The organism is Paracoccus onubensis (assembly GCF_003591515.1).
Taxonomy (GTDB): domain Bacteria; phylum Pseudomonadota; class Alphaproteobacteria; order Rhodobacterales; family Rhodobacteraceae; genus Paracoccus; species Paracoccus onubensis.
Genome location: NZ_QZCG01000008.1, coordinates 126,128 through 143,563, shown reverse-complemented (window position 1 = coordinate 143,563; position 17,436 = coordinate 126,128). Strand labels below are relative to the sequence as shown.

Here is a 17,436-nt window from a genome sequence, read left to right as displayed (position 1 = left end):
CAAAAATGATTGGAATCCGGTTATAGCACTGACCGGAATGGCCAAAATCGGCCATGTTGCTGTCTTCTTTTCGCTGTTCCGGAAACTTGGGGTTGACAGGATTGCTTTCTGGCATCCATCATTCATAATACCAGGCAATGAACTGCGATGCTCCGGCATGGGCGGCGTGGTTCGATGACGACATGTCCGTCAGGAGGGGGAAACATGCTTGATAAGACCAATGTCCGGAAAACGCTGGAGGCGGTAAAGGCCGAGGGCCGTACGGCTCTGACCGCGCCTGAAGGCAAGCTGTTATGCGATGCCTATGGTATCTCGGTCCCCGATGAGGGGCTGGCGACAAGTGCTGACGACGCCGCCAGACTGGCCTCTGATATGGGGTTCCCGGTGGTGATGAAGATCGTCTCGCAGGACATCCTTCACAAGACAGATGCCGGAGGGGTGATCGTCGGCGTGGAAACGGCCGACGATGCGCGCAAGGCATACGACACGATCATCGCCAATGCGAAGAACTACAAACCCGATGCCGATATCAGTGGCGTTCAGGTTCAGCAGATGGTGCCGGCGGGGCAGGAGGTCATTATCGGCGCCGTGACCGATGGCAGCTTCGGCAAGCTGGTGGCCTTTGGCCTTGGCGGTGTGCTGGTCGAGGTCCTGAAGGATATCACCTTCCGGCTTGCGCCCGTCGATAATGCCGAGGCGCTGTCGATGCTTGACGGCATCCAGGCGTCCGAAATGCTCAAGGGCGTTCGCGGGGGCGACCCGGTCAGTCGCGAGGCGCTGGCCGATATGATCGTACGGGTTTCGCAATTGATCAGCGATCATCCGGAAATCTCGGAGCTTGACCTGAACCCGGTCTTTGCGACCAAAGATGGCGCAATTGCTGCGGATGTGCGCATCGTTCTTGATCATGACCAGCCCGAACCCCGTCACCGGCCCAGCCAGGACGAGATCGTGACCGCGATGAACAAGGTGATGCGCCCGCGTGCGGTGGCGGTCATCGGCGCGTCGAACGAACAGGGCAAGATCGGCAACTCGGTCATGCGCAATCTTATCGATGGGGGATATAACGGCGATATCTATCCGATTCACCCGAAGGCGGACGAGATCCTTGGCTACAAGGCTTATAAAAGCGTCAAGGATGTGCCGGGCGATATCGACACCGCTGTCTTTGCCATCCCGGCCAAATTCGTGGCAGGCGCATTGACCGAATGCGGCGAAAAGGGAATCCCCGGCGCGGTGCTGATCCCGTCAGGATTCGCCGAAGCAGGTGAGCCGGAGTTACAGGAAGAGATCGTCAAGATCGGCCGCAAATACAATATCCGCCTGATGGGGCCGAATATCTATGGGTTCTATTACACCCCGGACAATCTGTGCGCGACCTTCTGTACCGCTTACGATGTGAAGGGATCGGCGGCGCTGTCGTCGCAATCGGGCGGGATCGGTATGGCGATCATCGGCTTCTCTCGCTCGGCGAAGATGGGGGTGTCGGCGATCGTCGGATTGGGCAACAAGTCCGATATCGACGAGGACGACCTGCTGACCTTCTTCGAACAGGATGAGAACACCAAGATCATTGCCCAGCATTGCGAGGATCTGAAGGATGGACGGGCCTTTGCCGAAGTCGCCAAGCGCGTCTCGAAAACCAAGCCGGTGGTGGTGCTGAAGGCCGGGCGGACCTCGGCCGGTGCCAAGGCCGCATCCTCGCATACCGGGGCTTTGGCCGGGAATGACAAAATCTACGAGGATGTCTTCAAGCAATCCGGCGTGATTCGCGCCCGGTCGCTGAAGCAGCTTCTGGAATTCGCGCGGGGCATTCCGGTCATGCCGGTGCCGAAAGGCGAAAACGTGGTGATCATCACCGGCGCGGGCGGCTCCGGGGTGCTTCTGTCGGATGCCTGCGTCGACAATGACCTGAACCTGATGTCGATGCCGGACGATCTGGACGCGGCTTTCCGCAAGTTCATCCCGCCCTTCGGCGCGGCGGGCAATCCGGTGGACATCACCGGGGGCGAGCCGCCGGAAACCTATAAGAACACGGTCCGTCTGGGGCTGGAGGATGACCGCATCCATTCCCTGATCCTGGGTTACTGGCATACCATCGTCACGCCGCCCATGGTCTTCGCCAAGCTCATGGTCGAAGTGAAGGAAGAGATGGCCGCAAAGGGTATCGAAAAGCCGATGGTGGCTTCGCTTGCCGGTGATGTCGAGGTCGAGGAAGCGGCGGAATATCTCTATCAGCACGGCATTCCCGCCTATGCCTATTCCACCGAACTCCCGGTCGAAGTGCTGGGCGCCAAATATAAATGGGCTAGGGGCGCGGGCCTGCTTTGATCCTTTCGGGTGGTCCGGTTCCGGCTTTGCGCCGGAGCCGGGTCGTCCGGGGATTTAGGCTGTCCGAACAAGGAAAATCACAAGATGCATATACATGAATATCAGGCCAAGGATGTCCTGAGATCCTATGGCGTGCCGGTTCCCGACGGGTTCGCCGCGATGGATGCCGATGAGGCGAAGGCCGCGGCAGGGAAGCTGCCCGGGCCGGTTTTCGTCGTCAAGGCGCAGATCCATGCCGGCGGGCGCGGCAAGGGCAGTTTCAAGGAACTGGGTGCGGATGCCGGCGGTGGCGTGCGGTTGGCCCGGTCCGCCGATGAAGTGCGCGAACATGCGGCGCAGATGCTGAACAATACGCTGGTCACGGTGCAGACAGGCCCTGATGGCAAGCAGGTGAACCGGCTTTACGTCGAGGCAGGGTCACAGATCGACAAGGAATTCTACCTGTCCCTGCTGGTCGATCGCGCGACCGGCTTCACCTCATTCGTGGTGTCGACCGAGGGGGGGATGGATATCGAGGCGGTGGCGCATGAAACGCCCGAGAAGATCCTGACGCTTGGCGTCGATCCGGCGACGGGGTTCATGCCGCATCATGGCCGCGCTGTGGCAAAGGCATTGGGGCTGACCGGTGATCTTGCCAAACAGGCGGGAGCATTGGCCGGTAAACTTTACACGGCTTTCATGGCTCGTGATATGGAGATGCTGGAGATCAACCCGCTGGTGCTGACCGGCGACGGCGAGCTGCGCTGTCTGGATGCGAAGATCGGTTTCGATTCCAATGCGCTGCCCCGACATCCGGATATCGCGGAAATGCGTGACGAAACCGAAGAGGACGCCAAGGAAATCGAGGCCTCGCGCCATGACCTGTCCTATATCGCGCTTGATGGGGATATCGGCTGCATGGTCAACGGCGCCGGTCTGGCCATGGGAACGATGGATATCATCAAGTATCACGGCGGAGCGCCCGCCAATTTCCTTGATGTCGGCGGCGGCGCAACTGCGGAAAAGGTGGCGGCGGCGTTCAAGATCATCACTGCGGATCCGAATGTGAAAGGCATCCTTGTCAATATCTTCGGCGGCATCATGCGTTGCGATGTGATCGCCGAGGGGATCATCACGGCCGTGAAAGAGGTCGGGCTTTCCGTTCCGCTGGTGGTGCGCCTTGAAGGCACGAATGTCGCCGAGGGCAAGAAGATCATCGAAGAGTCGGGACTGAACGTCATTTCCGCCGACGATCTCGACGATGCCGCGCAAAAGATAGTCAAGGCGGTCGGAGGCTCCAACTGATGTCCATTCTCATCAACAAGGATACCCGGGTTCTGTGCCAGGGCATGACCGGCAAGACCGCCACGTTCCATACCAAAGCCGCTTTGGAATTCGGCACGAAAATGGTTGGCGGCGTGGCCCCGGGCAAGGGTGGATCGTCGCATCTGGACCTGCCGGTCTTCGACACGGTTCTGGAGGCGCGTCAGGCGACCGATGCCGATGCCTCGGTCATCTATGTCCCGCCGCTTTTCGCCGCCGACGCGATCTGCGAGGCGATTCAGGCGGAAATCCCGCTGATCGTCTGCATCACCGAAGGCATTCCCGTTCTGGACATGCAACGGGTCAACCGGGCGCTTTCCGGTTCGAAATCCCGGTTGATCGGGCCGAATTGTCCGGGGCTGATCACCACGGATGAATGCAAGATCGGCATCATGCCCGCCTCGATCTTCCGCAAGGGCTCGGTCGGGATTGTCTCGCGTTCGGGGACGCTGACCTATGAGGCGGTGTTCCAGACATCGCAGCAGGGGCTGGGCCAGACGACGGCGGTCGGGATCGGCGGGGATCCGATCAAGGGCACGGAATTCATCGACGTGCTTGAGCTGTTCCTGGCGGATCCGGCGACGGAATCCATTGTCATGATCGGTGAGATCGGCGGTCAGGCCGAAGAGGACGCCGCCCAGTTCCTTGCCGATGAGGCGCGACGAGGACGCTCCAAGCCGACAGTCGGTTTCATCGCCGGGCGCACTGCGCCGCCGGGACGGCGGATGGGACATGCCGGGGCGGTCATCTCGGGCGGCAAAGGCGGGGCCGAGGACAAGATCGCGGCCATGCGGGATGCGGGACTCCGGGTCTCGCCCACGCCCGCAAAGATCGGCGAGACATTGGTTGGACTGCTCAAGGGTCAACCGGAAGAGGCGCAGCCAACAGCTGCGGAATAGCGAACCCAATGCGGCTGGTTCCTCGTCCCGGATATTGGTCGCGATTGCAAGCTTGTCCCGGGCAGTCCCTTTGGATTTGCCCGGGGCCCGGACCCTTGCATTATCAAGTGAACTGTTCCAGTTGAGATATGATATTATAAATTCCACCCGTTGACTGCAGGAGATACTCGTGAGTTCCAAATCTCAGACGCGTTGGCCGGTTTCCGACAAGACAGGCCCGGACCTTGTACTGGAGCCTTTCGCTGCAGAGCCGAATTTCAAGACACGTATTTATGCGATGCTGAAACAGGCGATTACGGGGATGGATATCTACAGCGTGTCCGAGGACACCTGGCTTGACGAACGGCAACTGGCGGAGCGCCTGGGGGTCAGCCGAACCCCGATCCGCGAGGCATTGGCCATGCTTGAGCAGCAGGGATTTGTGAAATCCGTCCCGCGGCGGGGGATCATCGTTTTGCGCAAGACCAAGCGCGAAGTGATCGAAATGATCCATATATGGGCGGCTCTTGAAAGCATGGCTGCCCGGCTGATCACCTTGAATGCCAATAAATCCGAGATCGGGCGATTGCGGAAAATCTTCGAGAAATTCCACGACGGTCACGCGCCCGAGGATTATCCGAGCGAATATTCCGAGGCCAATCTGTTATTTCACCAGACATTGATCCAGATGACCGGTGCGCCCATTCTTCAGGAAATGATCGAGGATATCGTCCTGCATGTGCGCGGCATCCGCAAAATGACGATTGGCCGTCACGATCGCGCAAAGCAATCGATCAGTGACCATCTGGCAATCATCGATGCCCTGGAAAAGCGTGACACCGAGCTGGCAGAGAAGCTTTGCCGCGATCATACGCTTGGCCTGGCCGATTATATCGAGAAACATAGCGCAGGCCTGTTCGACTGACATAGCCATTCGCGGCAGGCCCTCCCGGCATATGCCGGTTGGGGATCGGGGTTTTTCGTCGATTTATTGGGTGAACGTATTCGAAAGCGTTCCAATCCCGTCGATCGTGACCGATATCGAGTTGCTCGCTTCCTTGATCGAGCCCACGCCCAGCGAGGTGCCACAGCAAATCAGATCGCCCGGAAGCAGGGTCATGTCCCGCGACAGCGCGCTTATGAGGCTTGCGGGCGGGAAGATCATATCCTCAAGCGGATAGTTCTGCCGTTCCATGCCGTTCAGTTCGGTGCGGACATGCAGGCTCATGGGGTCAAGATCGGTGGCGATCACCGGACCGAACGGGCCGAAACCGTCGAAACTCTTGGCGCGTGCCCATTGGGCAAAGGTCTTGTCGCGGCTGATGATCTCTGCCGCGGTGATGTCGTTGACGCAGGTATAGCCGAAAATTCCGTCTGCAGCCTGGGTCTCGGTTGCGTTTCTGAGGCGGCGGCCGATGACGATACCCCGCTCGCCCTCGTATACGACCTTGCCGTCGTAAGCTTGCGGGCGACAGATGACTGCCCCCGGTGCCGTGATGCTGGATATCGCCTTCAGAAGATAAAGCGGCTCTTCGGGTTCAGGCACGGCGAGCTTGGCGGCAAGTTGCCGGAAATTGTTCCACAGGGCGATCACCTTCGACGGGCGGCAAGGTGGCAGAAGCCGCACCGCATCAAGCGGGCGTCGAATATCTGTCGGCGTCGGATCATCGAACAGATCGCCATTATGGACGATGATCTGCTCATCTTCCAGAATGCCGATCCGTTCCTGCCCATCCTCCTCGAAACATATCCATTTGGTCATCGTCTTCTCCTGTATCTGAAAATACGGCTGGTTATGCGTGCCGGATCGCTTTCGCGATTTCGCGCGACGTTGTTTCTTGCCTGGGCGGGGATGTTGGCGATTGCGGCCTTGATCCGGAGCCGGGACCGGCTTCCCGTTCGGATCAGTTTGCCGGGAAAGTCGGGTAAATCCCCTTTACGCGTCCCATCTGTTGGGCCAGCGCCAATACGCTGTCGATCAGCGGCGTTTCGGCACCGGCAAGGCGTCCCATTTCCTGGACCGAGGTCAGCAGGGCGTCCAGTTCGATGGGCCTGCCACGAGAGACATCCTGCAGCATGGATGTACGATGCGCGCCCACCTTGGCCGCGCCATTGATACGGCGGTCCACATCCACGCGAAAACCGGCACCGAAATGTTCGGCGATGGCCTGCGCCTCCAACATCATTCCGCGCGCGAGCGTGCGGGTGCCCGGCTCGGTCGCGACGATGTCGAGTGTCGCGCCTGTCAGGGCAGAGATGGGATTGAAGCAGAGATTGCCCCACAGCTTAAGCCAGATATCGTCCCGAATATCATCGAAGATACGCGATTTCAGCCCGCCTGCATCCAATGCCGCGGCCAGATTTGCGACGCGTTGGCTTTCGCTGCGATCAGGTTCGCCCAAACCGAACTGATTGCCGTAGATATGTTGAATGACGCCGGGCTCGGTAATCTCGGCCGCGGGATAGACGGTGCAACCGATCACCCGCCTGGGAGTGATCGTATTCCACTGACGGTTGCCCGGATCGACGCTTTGCAGCCGCAGATCCGCATAGGCTGGATCGAGCCCGTGGAAATACCACCACGGCAGCCCATTCTGTGCGGTCACCACTGCTGTCTCGTCGTGCAACAGCGGAGTGATCGCTGTGGCGGTTTCCCATGCCTGATGCGCCTTGAGCGCGACAATCACGTAATCCTGCGGGCCGATTGCGGCAGGATCTTCGCTGGCAGTCATATGTTCGACGATCTCTTCGCCATCAGCCCGTACCGTGAGGCCTCGTTCCTGAATTGCCATGAGATGCGGTCCGCGGGCGATAAGCGAAACATCGGCGCCACCACGCTTCAGCATGACCGCCATGTAACCACCGATGGCACCAGCACCATAAACGCAGATTTTCATGATTTCTCTCCTGACAAGGAATGCGGGGGCAGGGAGTGCTTTGGAATAGTTGTGGTATATGTAATGCCAGAAAATTTACCAAGTCAACCTCTGCTGATTATGCTGAGATGATTCGATAGGGGAATGAAAAAGGACTGGATGTGCAGGAACAATGCGGTCAGAAATGATACATTCCGGAATTTGATGCCGTTGATCCCGCGAATTTTAAAGCTGAACGCGAACCTTGATCAAATTTGTTGCATGTATGACAAATTGGTAATACGTTATACCAGACGTGGTTACCATGAGGCAATTTGCCGCAGAACGACTTGCCTCGGGAAAAGTGCTCAACGAGTCGGCCCTGCAATCGAAGGAGTAACCAGTTGTAGGAAACATCAAACGGGGAGGGATGATGTGAATACTTTATCACAATTGGATACGGATGACCTGACGGATGATTTGGCTTGGGGAGAGCGGGCCGAACCATCCGGAGAGGACAACATCTTTAAGCTGGAAGCGCCAGATACCGGAGCAGGGGAGCCATCACGGAGGGCGATGGGATCTGGTATCGCGGCGAGAATGAACGAAATCGGGACTAGCCAGGTCATGCATGAACTCGGCGTTGATCGCGGTGAACATCAGATCATGAAAATGACGATTGCAAGGAGGAGAATGATGCCGGGGAAGCTGTCACAACATTGCTCGTATCATATAGCGATGCCGTGCAGGTCCTTCAGCATTCCGAAGGCGTTGCCGATGCGATAATGGGCGGCCCTTTGCCAATGCTGAGCATGTCAGCTTGGGATTCGGGCCACCCCCGGTGTGTCCGATCGCTTTCGAGCGGCCGCCTTTTTTTCAGACTTGTTGCGCTGCGCTGTCGCGAATGCGCTGTCGATCATCGGGGTAACGTTATGGATTCCGGGTCATGCCGGTTCCTGAAATATCCTGGCGAATACGCAGGGTCCACAGACCTCAGACGTATCCTGCCATCAGAGCCCATGCCATTTGGTTCAGATGATCCCGCTCAGCAATTTGCAGTCGTTGAATCAGGCGCATTCCCGGACCTTGGGGAAAAGGGCCTCAAGTCGCATCTGACGAGCACGCAGCCAGCAATATCGCGTGTCTCTTTTGCTCATGATCAGGCGAACCACTCAAAGCATCAGCATGCAGAGAAGTTTATAGGGACTCACCCTAGGGAGGAGAATTGTTGTGAATTACGATAACAAAGACTCGTCGTTCCCCGAGGCAGGCACAGCAGCGCCGGGCGCGGACGAACCAAGATACTGGAAAGCCGGGGGGCTTGATCCGCTACGGATCGCCAAACTCCCGGTCGCACCTCAGGCGATCCACATCGTCGGGCCGGCGATGATCCTCGTTGCGGTGGGCGTGGGTCTCGGCGAGACCTATATGTGGCCGCGGCTGGTGCTCATGTTCGGGCCGGAAATCCGATGGCTGTTCCTGCTCGGCGTTGTGGTGCAGACGGTCGTGATGATGGAAATGGCGCGCTGGGCCATGGCCACAGGCGAAAGTATCTTCATGGGTGCCGCCCGGATCTGGAAGCCCCTGATGTGGTTCTTCTTTGCATTGGCCATGGCCACCTATATCTGGCCCGGGCACATCTCGGCGGGTGCGCTGGCGTTCGAGAAGATTACGGGGATCAACTGGTTATGGTTCGCCTGTCTAGGCCTGCTCTCCATCGCCCTGATCTTCAGCTACGCGAAATACGTGTATGACCTGCTCGAAAAACTGATGGCGTTCCTGATCGGTTTTCTGGTCATCGGCTCTGCCATCATCGCGGGGATAATCGGGTCGTGGAACGATCTCTGGCTTACCCTGACCGGCATGGTGGCCTTTGGCTATATTCCCGATGAGATGATGACGGCGGCATGGTTCCCGATCATCGTCGGCTCGATCGCCTTTGCCGGACCATCCGGCATGCAGCAGATGTGGTACACGTTGTGGCTGCGTGACAAAGGAGCCGGTAACGGTGCCCATATCCCGAGAATCCGCGGTCTTGCGCATAGCGAGGAAGAGGAAACCTATCCCGTTGCCGGTTACATGGTCGACACTGATGACGCGGAAGAACTGGAAAAGTGGAACGGCTGGTATCGCTGGGTACGCTATGACGCGATCCTGATGTTCTTCGGCACGACCATGATCGTGACCATCATCTTCACGATTCTTGCCATGGCCGCATCACGGATAAGCCCTGAAGTGGTGGCACAGTTCGAGCAGGGCAACCAGGAGGCTGCGCTGAGCGCGATGGCCAACGCATTCTCGGAAGCGGGCGGCGCGTTCCTTGGCACCCTGTTCTTCATCTTCATCATATTGGTCGGCTACAAGGGGACGATGGGTATCGTCGACGCCTTTGCCCGCGGTCAGGCCGATATGACCTATTTCTTCGTCCCAGGGGCGCAGAAGTTCAAGATGGGCCACCTTTACTTCGGCTTCCTGTGGGGCGCGACGATCTTCGGGATCCTTATCCTGCTGTTCGGACCCGCCGATGGACCGACAGCGATCCTGGGCATGCTGGCATTCCTGTCGGCGTTCTCGATGGGCGGCTATTGTATCGTGCTTCTGCTGGTCAACAACCTGCTGTTGCCGAAAGCAATTCGTCCACATATGGCGTTCAACGTGATTATCGGGTTTGGTGCGCTTCTGTACTTCGGTGCGCTGTTTATCAGTCTGGTCGTCTTTGGCGCGCTGCCGGATTAAGGTGAAATGCAATGACTAATTCCGTCAAGCGAATGACCGAGCTTCTGCTACCCGGCTCTATGCTCGGTGTCATCGCGTCATTCGCAGTCGGCGGGGTAGCCCTCTATGGAGGGCTACCTATCGGCTACGTTGTGGTTTCGGTGCTGGCTCTCGGCATCCCACTGGCGCTGTTCGGGGCGGGCTACAGTTTACTGTTGGCCCAGGCCCGGATCCGGATCGGGGGCATTACCCCGGCCGTTGGTTACTGGCTGATCGGCTACACGGTCTCACGCACCATTTACGAGGTGGTGATCAATCTCTATCTCGGCAGCCCGTCCCTCCTTTCCGATGGCGTGCTTGCGTTCTTCGGGTTTCAGCTTCTTGTCAGCACGGGCTTCGCCGTAGGCTTCATGTGGCTTCATGAAAACATCGCCCCGATGTGGTGGGTGCATATCCGCGACCGCAACCCGATTGCTGCCGCATATGTGGCCGCATATACGCAACAGGCTGCGTACACGAAGCAGAGCAAGGAACAGGCGACGCGCTCCTGAGCAGAACTGAAAGGAAATTTATCCAATTGCAGAAAGGCGACAGAGGATCTAGGCAGTAGACCTGAATACAATCTTTCCGCTTTATGCGGGTTAAAATAACGGTGACCGGGCCCCTCTGGCGAATCAGGCGGCGATTCGTGATGTCGGGAACCACCACACCTCAGCCGCTGTTTTGAGGAGTGCCTATGTTTGGCATCGACCCGAGTTTTATCTCTTCCCTGCTACAAGTGATCATGATCGACCTGGTACTGGCCGGGGATAATGCGATTGTTATCGGCCTGGCTGCTGCCGGCCTCCCGCCCGAATTGCGCAAGCGGGCCATCATGATCGGCATATTAGCCGCGACGCTCATGCGTATCTTCTTTGCGCTTATTACGACCCAGCTTTTGTCACTTGGCGGTGGCCTGCTGATCGCCGGCGGCGTTCTGCTGCTTTGGGTTTGCTGGAAAATGTATCGCGAACTCAGCGTTTCCCACGAGGATGAGCATGGCGCGGCCGAGGCGCTGTCCGACAGTGACATGAACGCGGACGGCACCGTGGCCGGCGGAGCGCCACGCAAGACCCTACGTCAGGCAACCACCCAGATCATTATTGCCGATGTCTCGATGTCGCTCGATAATGTGCTCGCTGTGGCCGGGGCCGCGCAACACCACATTGAAGCACTGATCTTCGGTCTTGCCCTGTCGGTGGTCATGATGGGATTTGCCGCGACTTTCATCGCGCGTCTTCTTCATCGCTTTCGCTGGATCGGATGGGTCGGTCTTGTCCTCATCCTTTATGTCGCGGTCAAGATGCTCTACGAAGGCGCCGACCAGCTGATGGATCATACTCTACCGGCTATACCGCTCATCAAATCGGCAGCTGCCGCTGTTGTCGTTCACTAACAGAAAATCAGGTTGGCCGGTGACCGGCCAACCTGAGCTATTTGTAACATTTTCGGTAGGAAGCCGGACCGCAAGTCAAGGGTCCGGCGGGAAAGGAAACCCGAAGGCTCAGAAAGCCCGGGGAGAGCCGTGGAAGCGAAGAGGCCCGGTAGCGGTCTTGCGACCACTTCTTACCGCGGAACCAGCCCGCAAAGCGTTGAAAATAGCTGCGAAAAAGCCGCGGCGCTCTTGTTTGGCGGGGACGTAGCGTCTGGAATCTGCGTAGGTCATGATGCTCCACACTTTACTGGTCATGATGTTTGTGCCATGCATATAGGGGAGTGCCGCCCGGACGGGTAGGACCATCCGGCGCAACCCGGGTATGCGCACAAAGCAAAGCCAGCAGAACGGGCCTAATCAGTGCGAATACTCAGTATTTGCAGGGGCTAAGCGATCAACCTCAATCCCCGGCGCGCAAAAGGAAAAGGGCCTTGCGGCCCCTTTTTTGTTGCAGTGCGGCATCGGGATCGATGGCATGCGCCTGGATGTTCTTCTTCTACCAGTCTCCGAGAGTGTAGTGCCGCTCGCGCCCGGCATCGATCTTTGTCATATCGGGCGCCTGATCTTGCCCGGATGGGCCTGCCGCCGCCTCATGCGACATTCTTTCCAGCCCGACATGTTTCAGAAAATCCCCGGATTCGAACTGACATTCGCCATCAAGGAATTGCGCAAGAAGATCGCCGTTATCCCTGTCCATGAAGGATACCTTCGGAATTCGTTCTATGAAGGTTGCCAGAATGTCGTGGCTGTCCGCGATGTCCAGATAGACCTCTGCCGGAGATCGGGCATCGATATTGATCTGCTTGTAATCATTCATCCGGCGGATGCAGTCGGGATCGAGGATGGTGATTTCACCGTTCCAACCGAATGCGACTGTGCGGGGACGTTCTCCGAAAGCTACGCTATTGTCGAGAAATTCGAAATGCACCTTGGGGCTTTTCTTGCCGACCCAGGTCAGGAACAGTTCGGGCATGCCTGTATAGGCTTCGATATTGTGAAAAAGCAGATCATCGACGGCCTTGTAGCGGCCGGTTTCCCGACCTCGTTTCCATGCCCGCTCCACCGTTTCCGTCGGAGGCGTGATGATGAAGAATATGAATACGGTATGGCCGAAGCGGCTGAGCAACCGACCGTCGGTCTGCTGATTGGTCGACAGTTTGAAACTGTCGAAACGGAAACGGTCGATCAGCAAATGCGGCATATTCGAATTGGCCGCCTTTTCTTCCATGTAACTGTCAAGCTTCCTGTCGATGATTTCCAGCTCGTGCCCGGTCAGCATGGCGGCATATTTGAAATGCTCGCCCAGACTGTTGTAATCCAGCAGGAACTTGCGCCAGTAATCGGGGCTGACGAGGGCGAAATCCTTCCAATCTATGCCCAGCCGTTCCGCCAGCTGCAACTGTAGCGGCCGGATCGTGCTTTTGCCCGCAGCAGAGGCGCCCTTCACATTCATGACGAACGGGCGCTCCTGATAAGGCAGCAATCTGTATCCTTCCCTGTCCACCGCTTCCAGGAAAATGGGCTCTATCAGCGAACTGATCATGCGGCTGCCATATGAATTGCAGACCAGTCGCGAGGTCAGGGAGATCACAAGATCCTTGTCGGCCATCAGGCGGCCACGCTGGCCGACAATCCCGCCAACGGTAGCCAGCAACGCCCTGAGACATGCCTGTTCCAGCGGTTCATCTGTCGCGTCGACACGGCTTTGCCATTCCGAAAGCGCCGCAAGTTCTGGCAGAACTGAAGCCTTTGCCAAGGGCTGCTTTTTTCCGAAAAGCTTTCCCCAAAGCCCCGGTTTGTCGTTAACCGGGTTCGGGTCGCGCCGCTTGAATATATCCGCGTCAAGGCGATCTGCCAGGCTTTGTTCCACCCGGGTGCGGAGCTTGGTGAATTCGGCTTCGAGTTCCGGTAATCTTGGCTGGATCCAGTTGTCCAGGATCCGGCTTGCCATGCCCCGCAGGTTGATCCCCAATTCTTCGTAATTCGGCCCGTCGGGTACGAAAAGCTCTGTCGTTACCCGGATCAGGATGTCATGCATCGCCAATCGCTCGGCTTTGAATGCGATCATCTCTTCGGGTTTCAGCCCGCAGAAATCAGCGGCCTGTTTGGCATCGTGATATCCCGTTTCAGAATTTTCCGGGCGAAAAAGCGTGATCGCCGGCATAAGTTCCGAGGGAAGCTCCGAGTTTAAACCCGGGTTCCAGGCATCGAATCTGACATCGGGTTTTGACATTCTCTGCCGCCTTTTGTTGCGGGTTGTCGTGAGAAGTGCCTTGCCAAGGATACGGCATTCCTATGACAACAAGACGGGCCGCAACAGATGGCGGCCCGTCTTGAAGAGCAGGGCGATTGCCTATTCCGCTGCAAGCTTGGCAGGATCGCCAAGCGCCCCGCTTTGCTGCAATTCCTTAACCATGCTCTCGTCGAATTGCAGCACTTCGCGCAGGATGACGTCGGTATGCTCTCCCAGCAGAGGGGAACGGGTGACTTCGGTCGGGCTTCCCGACAGCTTGATCGGGTTGCCGACCGACAGGTAAGAGCCCCGCGTCGGGTGATCGACCTCGACGATCGTGCCGGTCGCCCGCAGTGACGCATCGGCCGCCAGTTCCTTCATCGACAGGATCGGCCCGCAAGGGATGTCGCGCGCGTTCAGGATCTCCATCACCTCGAACTTGTCGCGGGTCTGGGTCCAGTCCTCGATCCGGCCGAAGACCTGATTGAGACGCGGCAGACGGGCGTTCGGCGTCGCATAATCGGGATCGGTCTTCCATTCGGGCGCGCCGATCACGTCGCAGATCGCCTCCCAGACCGGGGCCTGGGTGATGAAGTAGATATAGGCGTTCGGATCGTTTTCCCAGCCTTTGCATTTCAGGATGCGGCCGGGCTGGCCGCCGCCGGAATCATTGCCTGCGCGCGGAACGGAATCGCCGAATTCGACCCCTTCGCCGAATTGGCTGTATTCCTTCAGCGGGCCATGCTCCAGACGCTGCTGGTCACGCAGCTTCACGCGGCAAAGGTTCAGAACGCCGTCCTGCATCGCCGCCGAGACCTTCTGGCCCTCGCCGGTGCGGGTCCGCTGGTACAGCGCCGTCACGATGCCAAGGCACAGATGCAGCCCGGTCCCGGAATCGCCGATCTGCGCGCCGGTTACCAGTGGCAGGCCGTCGCGGAAACCGGTGGTCGATGCCGCACCGCCCGTGCATTGCGCGACATTTTCATAGACCTTGCAATCCTGATATGGCCCGGGGCCGAAACCCTTGATCGAAGCCACGATCATGGCGGGATTGATTTCCTGAATCCGCTCCCAGGTGAAGCCCATGCGGTCAAGCGCGCCGGGCGCGAAATTCTCGACCATCACATCGCATTTCCGGATCAGCTCTTCGAGAACCTTCTTGCCGCTCTCGTTCTTGGTGTTGAGCGTGATCGAGCGTTTGTTGTGGTTGAGCATGGTAAAATACAGGCTGTCCGCATCGGGAATATCCCGCAACTGACCGCGGGTGATATCCCCCACGCCGGGACGTTCCACCTTGATCACGTCGGCGCCGAACCATGCAAGCAACTGCGTGCAGGTCGGGCCCGATTGAACATGGGTGAAATCGAGAATACGGACTCCTTCGAGAGCTTTCATTTCGTGCCTCCTGCCTTTTTTCCAACCGTGCTTTGTGGATTGAGATTGCCGATCCGGCCGCTTTCGGTTCCGGCCGCCGGGTCGATAACCGCGTTGATGAGAGTGGGTTTTCCCGAGTCCATTGCCTCTGATACCGCATTGTAAAGCGCGTCGGGTGTCGTCACGTTCACCCCGTTTCCGCCGAACGCTGTCATCATTTGATCATAGCGGGCATTATGGACGAAAACAGTGGTGGCGACATCCGAACCGCCCGTCGGATTGACATCGGTGCCGCGATAGATGCCGTTATTGTTGAAGATCACGACGCAGACCGGCAGATTGTAGCGGCAGATGGTCTCCACCTCCATACCACAGAAACCGAAGGCCGAGTCGCCCTCGATCGCAAGCACCGGCTTGCCGGTTTCGACGGCCGCCGCGATGGCCGATCCCATGCCGATGCCCATCACGCCCCAGGTGCCGACATCCAGCCTTTTGCGGGGCTGATACATGTCGATGATACCGCGGGCAAGGTCGAGCGTATTCGCGCCCTCATTCACAAGAATGGCGTCGGGCCGTTCCTTGATCACCGTGCGCAAGGCGCCAAGCGCACCGTGGAAATCCATCGGCGTGGAGTTCTTTTTCAGCCGCCCGGCCATTTTGGCGACATTTTCTTCCTTTTTGGCGTCGATCATGTCGGTCCAGTCACTGGGCGGCTTCTGCCAGTTCTCGCCCAACCCCTTGAGCAACGCGGATATGCAGGAGCCGATATCGCCCACGATTGGCGCGGCGATCTCGATATTCGAATCCATTTCCTTCGGCTCGATATCGATCTGGATGAATTTCTTCGAGCCCGGCTCGCCCCAGCTCTTGCCCTTGCCATGCGACAGCAGCCAATTGAGGCGTGCGCCGACCAGCATCACCACATCGGCATTCTTCAGCACGGTGGACCGCGCCGCGCCGGCGGATTGCGGGTGGGTATCGGGCAGCAGACCTTTGGCCATACTCATCTGCAGGAAGGGAATACCGCTTTCTTCAACGAAGCTGCGAATATCCTCATCCGCCTGGGCATAGGCTGCCCCCTTGCCGAAAATCACCAGCGGGCGCTTGGCTTGTTTCAGAACCTCCAGAGCACGTTCGACGGATGACGGCGCGGGCAATTGCGCGGGCGCGGCATCAATGACCTTGACCAGAGATTGCCGTCCGGCTTCCTTTTCGATGACCTGCGGGAACAGTTTCGCGGGCAGGTCAAGATAGACCCCGCCCGGACGCCCCGAAACGGCGGCACGGATTGCCCGCGCGATGCCGATGCCGATATCCTCGACATGCAGAACCCGGAAAGCGGCCTTGCACAGCGGTTTGGCGATGGCCAGCTGGTCCATCTCTTCATAATCGCCCTGCTGCAGGTCGACGACCTCGCGTTCTGAGGAACCTGAAATGAGGATCATCGGAAAGCAGTTCGTCGTCGCATTGGCCAGCGCGGTCAGACCGTTCAGGAATCCGGGCGCCGAGACTGTCAGGCAGATCCCGGGCTTTTTCGTCAGAAAGCCCGCCGCCGACGCCGCATAACCGGCGTGCTGTTCGTGCCGGAAAGAGATAACGCGCATGCCTTCCGCCTGCGCCATCCGCCCCAGATCCGTGATCGGAATGCCGGGTACACCATAGATCGTGGTAAGACCGTTAAGCTTGAGTGCATCGATGACAAGATGAAAACCATCCGTCAGTTCCGGCTCTGCATCGGCCCTGGACGGTTCGAGTTTTGTGACGACAGTCATGTGCTATTGCTCCTCCTGTTCAACGTGTCGTTTGTCTCTTGGCCGCAGGGCAGTTGCCGTCGTCAGGTTCTGATTCGACAAAGCCGCGGGGCTCCCCTCGACAAACTCTGGCATAATCAATGCCACCTTTCAACCGAAACCTCGCCTGAATCTCCCCCATTGGTATCAGCTGTTGACAAGAGGCATCGAAGGCAGTCGGCGCCCTTCCGGTAACTGCAGGATGTTCGTGCTGGAAGGATGCGGAAATTGCGTCAAGGCCGGGAGTTATCGCTTTCGGAAACGAAGCTGCATAACCCTGTCCGGTCCGTGGCAGGCATGGGCAATGCAAGGCATCGTCAATCCGAATGACGGCAGGCTTCCCAACCAGGGAAGATGACGGCGCCATCATCACCTAACACAAGGGCCGGGATATTTTGCCGTTATCTGGCCATCAGTGCAGATATGCACAAATGCAATTCAGATTTTATGAATGTGTTAAGTAGCGATACAGGTCAGTCCGTCG

13 protein-coding genes are annotated in these 17,436 nt (G+C 58.1%); 8 read left to right on the top strand and 5 right to left on the bottom strand.

Annotation, left to right across the window (positions count from 1 at the left end; all coding sequences use genetic code 11):
- Positions 1 to 204: 204 nt before the first annotated feature.
- The 4 genes from D3P04_RS12755 to D3P04_RS12740 all read left to right on the top strand — a co-directional run bounded on the left by D3P04_RS12755 (position 205) and on the right by D3P04_RS12740 (position 5,436).
- Entirely contained in the window at positions 205 to 2,331 is a 2,127-nt protein-coding gene (locus D3P04_RS12755; protein ID WP_119749456.1) for an acetate--CoA ligase family protein, read from the top strand.
- An 84-nt stretch (positions 2,332 to 2,415) separates the two neighbouring features.
- On the top strand, positions 2,416 to 3,615 hold the full coding sequence (gene sucC, locus D3P04_RS12750; protein WP_119749454.1) for an ADP-forming succinate--CoA ligase subunit beta: 1,200 nt from the start codon (positions 2,416 to 2,418) through the stop codon (positions 3,613 to 3,615).
- A complete protein-coding gene (sucD, locus tag D3P04_RS12745) occupies positions 3,615 to 4,532 on the top strand; it encodes a succinate--CoA ligase subunit alpha (protein WP_119749452.1) in 918 nt (305 codons plus the stop codon). The genes sucC and sucD overlap by 1 nt, the downstream gene beginning before the upstream one ends.
- Positions 4,533 to 4,701: 169 nt before the next feature.
- Complete coding sequence (locus D3P04_RS12740; protein ID WP_119749450.1) at positions 4,702 to 5,436, top strand: GntR family transcriptional regulator; 735 nt, start codon at positions 4,702 to 4,704, stop codon at positions 5,434 to 5,436.
- Between the two features lie 63 nt (positions 5,437 to 5,499).
- Here the strand turns inward: D3P04_RS12740 and D3P04_RS12735 are convergent, their stop codons facing one another.
- Both D3P04_RS12735 and D3P04_RS12730 read right to left on the bottom strand, forming a co-directional pair.
- Positions 5,500 to 6,273: a fumarylacetoacetate hydrolase family protein gene (locus D3P04_RS12735; protein WP_119749448.1), complete on the bottom strand. Its 774-nt coding sequence runs from the start codon at positions 6,271 to 6,273 to the stop codon at positions 5,500 to 5,502.
- 142 nt (positions 6,274 to 6,415) lie between these two features.
- Positions 6,416 to 7,408: a 2-dehydropantoate 2-reductase gene (locus D3P04_RS12730; protein ID WP_119749446.1), complete on the bottom strand. Its 993-nt coding sequence runs from the start codon at positions 7,406 to 7,408 to the stop codon at positions 6,416 to 6,418.
- Between the two features lie 393 nt (positions 7,409 to 7,801).
- On the opposite strand from D3P04_RS12730, the gene D3P04_RS23120 reads away from it, so the two are divergent.
- From D3P04_RS23120 to D3P04_RS12710, 4 genes are all read left to right on the top strand, one after another.
- The gene (locus tag D3P04_RS23120; RefSeq protein ID WP_147391929.1) at positions 7,802 to 8,152 is read left to right on the top strand and encodes a hypothetical protein; all 351 of its coding nucleotides are present in this window, start codon (positions 7,802 to 7,804) and stop codon (positions 8,150 to 8,152) included.
- 444 nt (positions 8,153 to 8,596) lie between these two features.
- On the top strand, positions 8,597 to 10,102 hold the full coding sequence (locus D3P04_RS12720) for an Nramp family divalent metal transporter (protein WP_182912839.1): 1,506 nt from the start codon (positions 8,597 to 8,599) through the stop codon (positions 10,100 to 10,102).
- Between the two features lie 11 nt (positions 10,103 to 10,113).
- Positions 10,114 to 10,632, top strand: a complete 519-nt coding sequence (locus tag D3P04_RS12715; protein WP_119749442.1) for a hypothetical protein — start codon at positions 10,114 to 10,116, stop codon at positions 10,630 to 10,632.
- A gap of 185 nt (positions 10,633 to 10,817) precedes the next feature.
- Positions 10,818 to 11,516: a TerC family protein gene (locus tag D3P04_RS12710; protein ID WP_119749440.1), complete on the top strand. Its 699-nt coding sequence runs from the start codon at positions 10,818 to 10,820 to the stop codon at positions 11,514 to 11,516.
- A 535-nt stretch (positions 11,517 to 12,051) separates the two neighbouring features.
- On the opposite strand, the gene D3P04_RS12705 is transcribed toward D3P04_RS12710, so the two are convergent.
- The 3 genes from D3P04_RS12705 to oxc form a co-directional block, all read right to left on the bottom strand.
- Positions 12,052 to 13,788 carry a DEAD/DEAH box helicase family protein gene (locus D3P04_RS12705; protein WP_119749438.1) on the bottom strand — a complete coding sequence of 579 codons (1,737 nt, stop codon included), beginning with the start codon at positions 13,786 to 13,788 and terminating at the stop codon, positions 12,052 to 12,054.
- 120 nt (positions 13,789 to 13,908) lie between these two features.
- Complete coding sequence (gene frc, locus D3P04_RS12700) at positions 13,909 to 15,183, bottom strand: formyl-CoA transferase (RefSeq protein WP_119749436.1); 1,275 nt, start codon at positions 15,181 to 15,183, stop codon at positions 13,909 to 13,911.
- Positions 15,180 to 16,934 (bottom strand): oxalyl-CoA decarboxylase, encoded by a 1,755-nt coding sequence (gene oxc, locus D3P04_RS12695; protein ID WP_119749434.1) that lies wholly within the window; start codon positions 16,932 to 16,934, stop codon positions 15,180 to 15,182. The genes frc and oxc overlap by 4 nt, the downstream gene beginning before the upstream one ends.
- Positions 16,935 to 17,436 lie beyond the last annotated feature (502 nt).

What these genes read in the sequence shown, in the direction of transcription:
- frc (WP_119749436.1), bottom strand. Translation starts at nt 15,183, where the DNA reads ATGAAAGCTCTCGAAGGAGTCCGTATTCTCGATTTCACCCATGTTCAA.
- D3P04_RS12710 (WP_119749440.1), top strand. Translation starts at nt 10,818, where the DNA reads ATGTTTGGCATCGACCCGAGTTTTATCTCTTCCCTGCTACAAGTGATC.
- D3P04_RS12730 (WP_119749446.1), bottom strand. Translation starts at nt 7,408, where the DNA reads ATGAAAATCTGCGTTTATGGTGCTGGTGCCATCGGTGGTTACATGGCG.
- D3P04_RS12715 (WP_119749442.1), top strand. Translation starts at nt 10,114, where the DNA reads ATGACTAATTCCGTCAAGCGAATGACCGAGCTTCTGCTACCCGGCTCT.
- sucC (WP_119749454.1), top strand. Translation starts at nt 2,416, where the DNA reads ATGCATATACATGAATATCAGGCCAAGGATGTCCTGAGATCCTATGGC.
- D3P04_RS12735 (WP_119749448.1), bottom strand. Translation starts at nt 6,273, where the DNA reads ATGACCAAATGGATATGTTTCGAGGAGGATGGGCAGGAACGGATCGGC.
- D3P04_RS12705 (WP_119749438.1), bottom strand. Translation starts at nt 13,788, where the DNA reads ATGTCAAAACCCGATGTCAGATTCGATGCCTGGAACCCGGGTTTAAAC.
- sucD (WP_119749452.1), top strand. Translation starts at nt 3,615, where the DNA reads ATGTCCATTCTCATCAACAAGGATACCCGGGTTCTGTGCCAGGGCATG.
- oxc (WP_119749434.1), bottom strand. Translation starts at nt 16,934, where the DNA reads ATGACTGTCGTCACAAAACTCGAACCGTCCAGGGCCGATGCAGAGCCG.
- D3P04_RS12755 (WP_119749456.1), top strand. Translation starts at nt 205, where the DNA reads ATGCTTGATAAGACCAATGTCCGGAAAACGCTGGAGGCGGTAAAGGCC.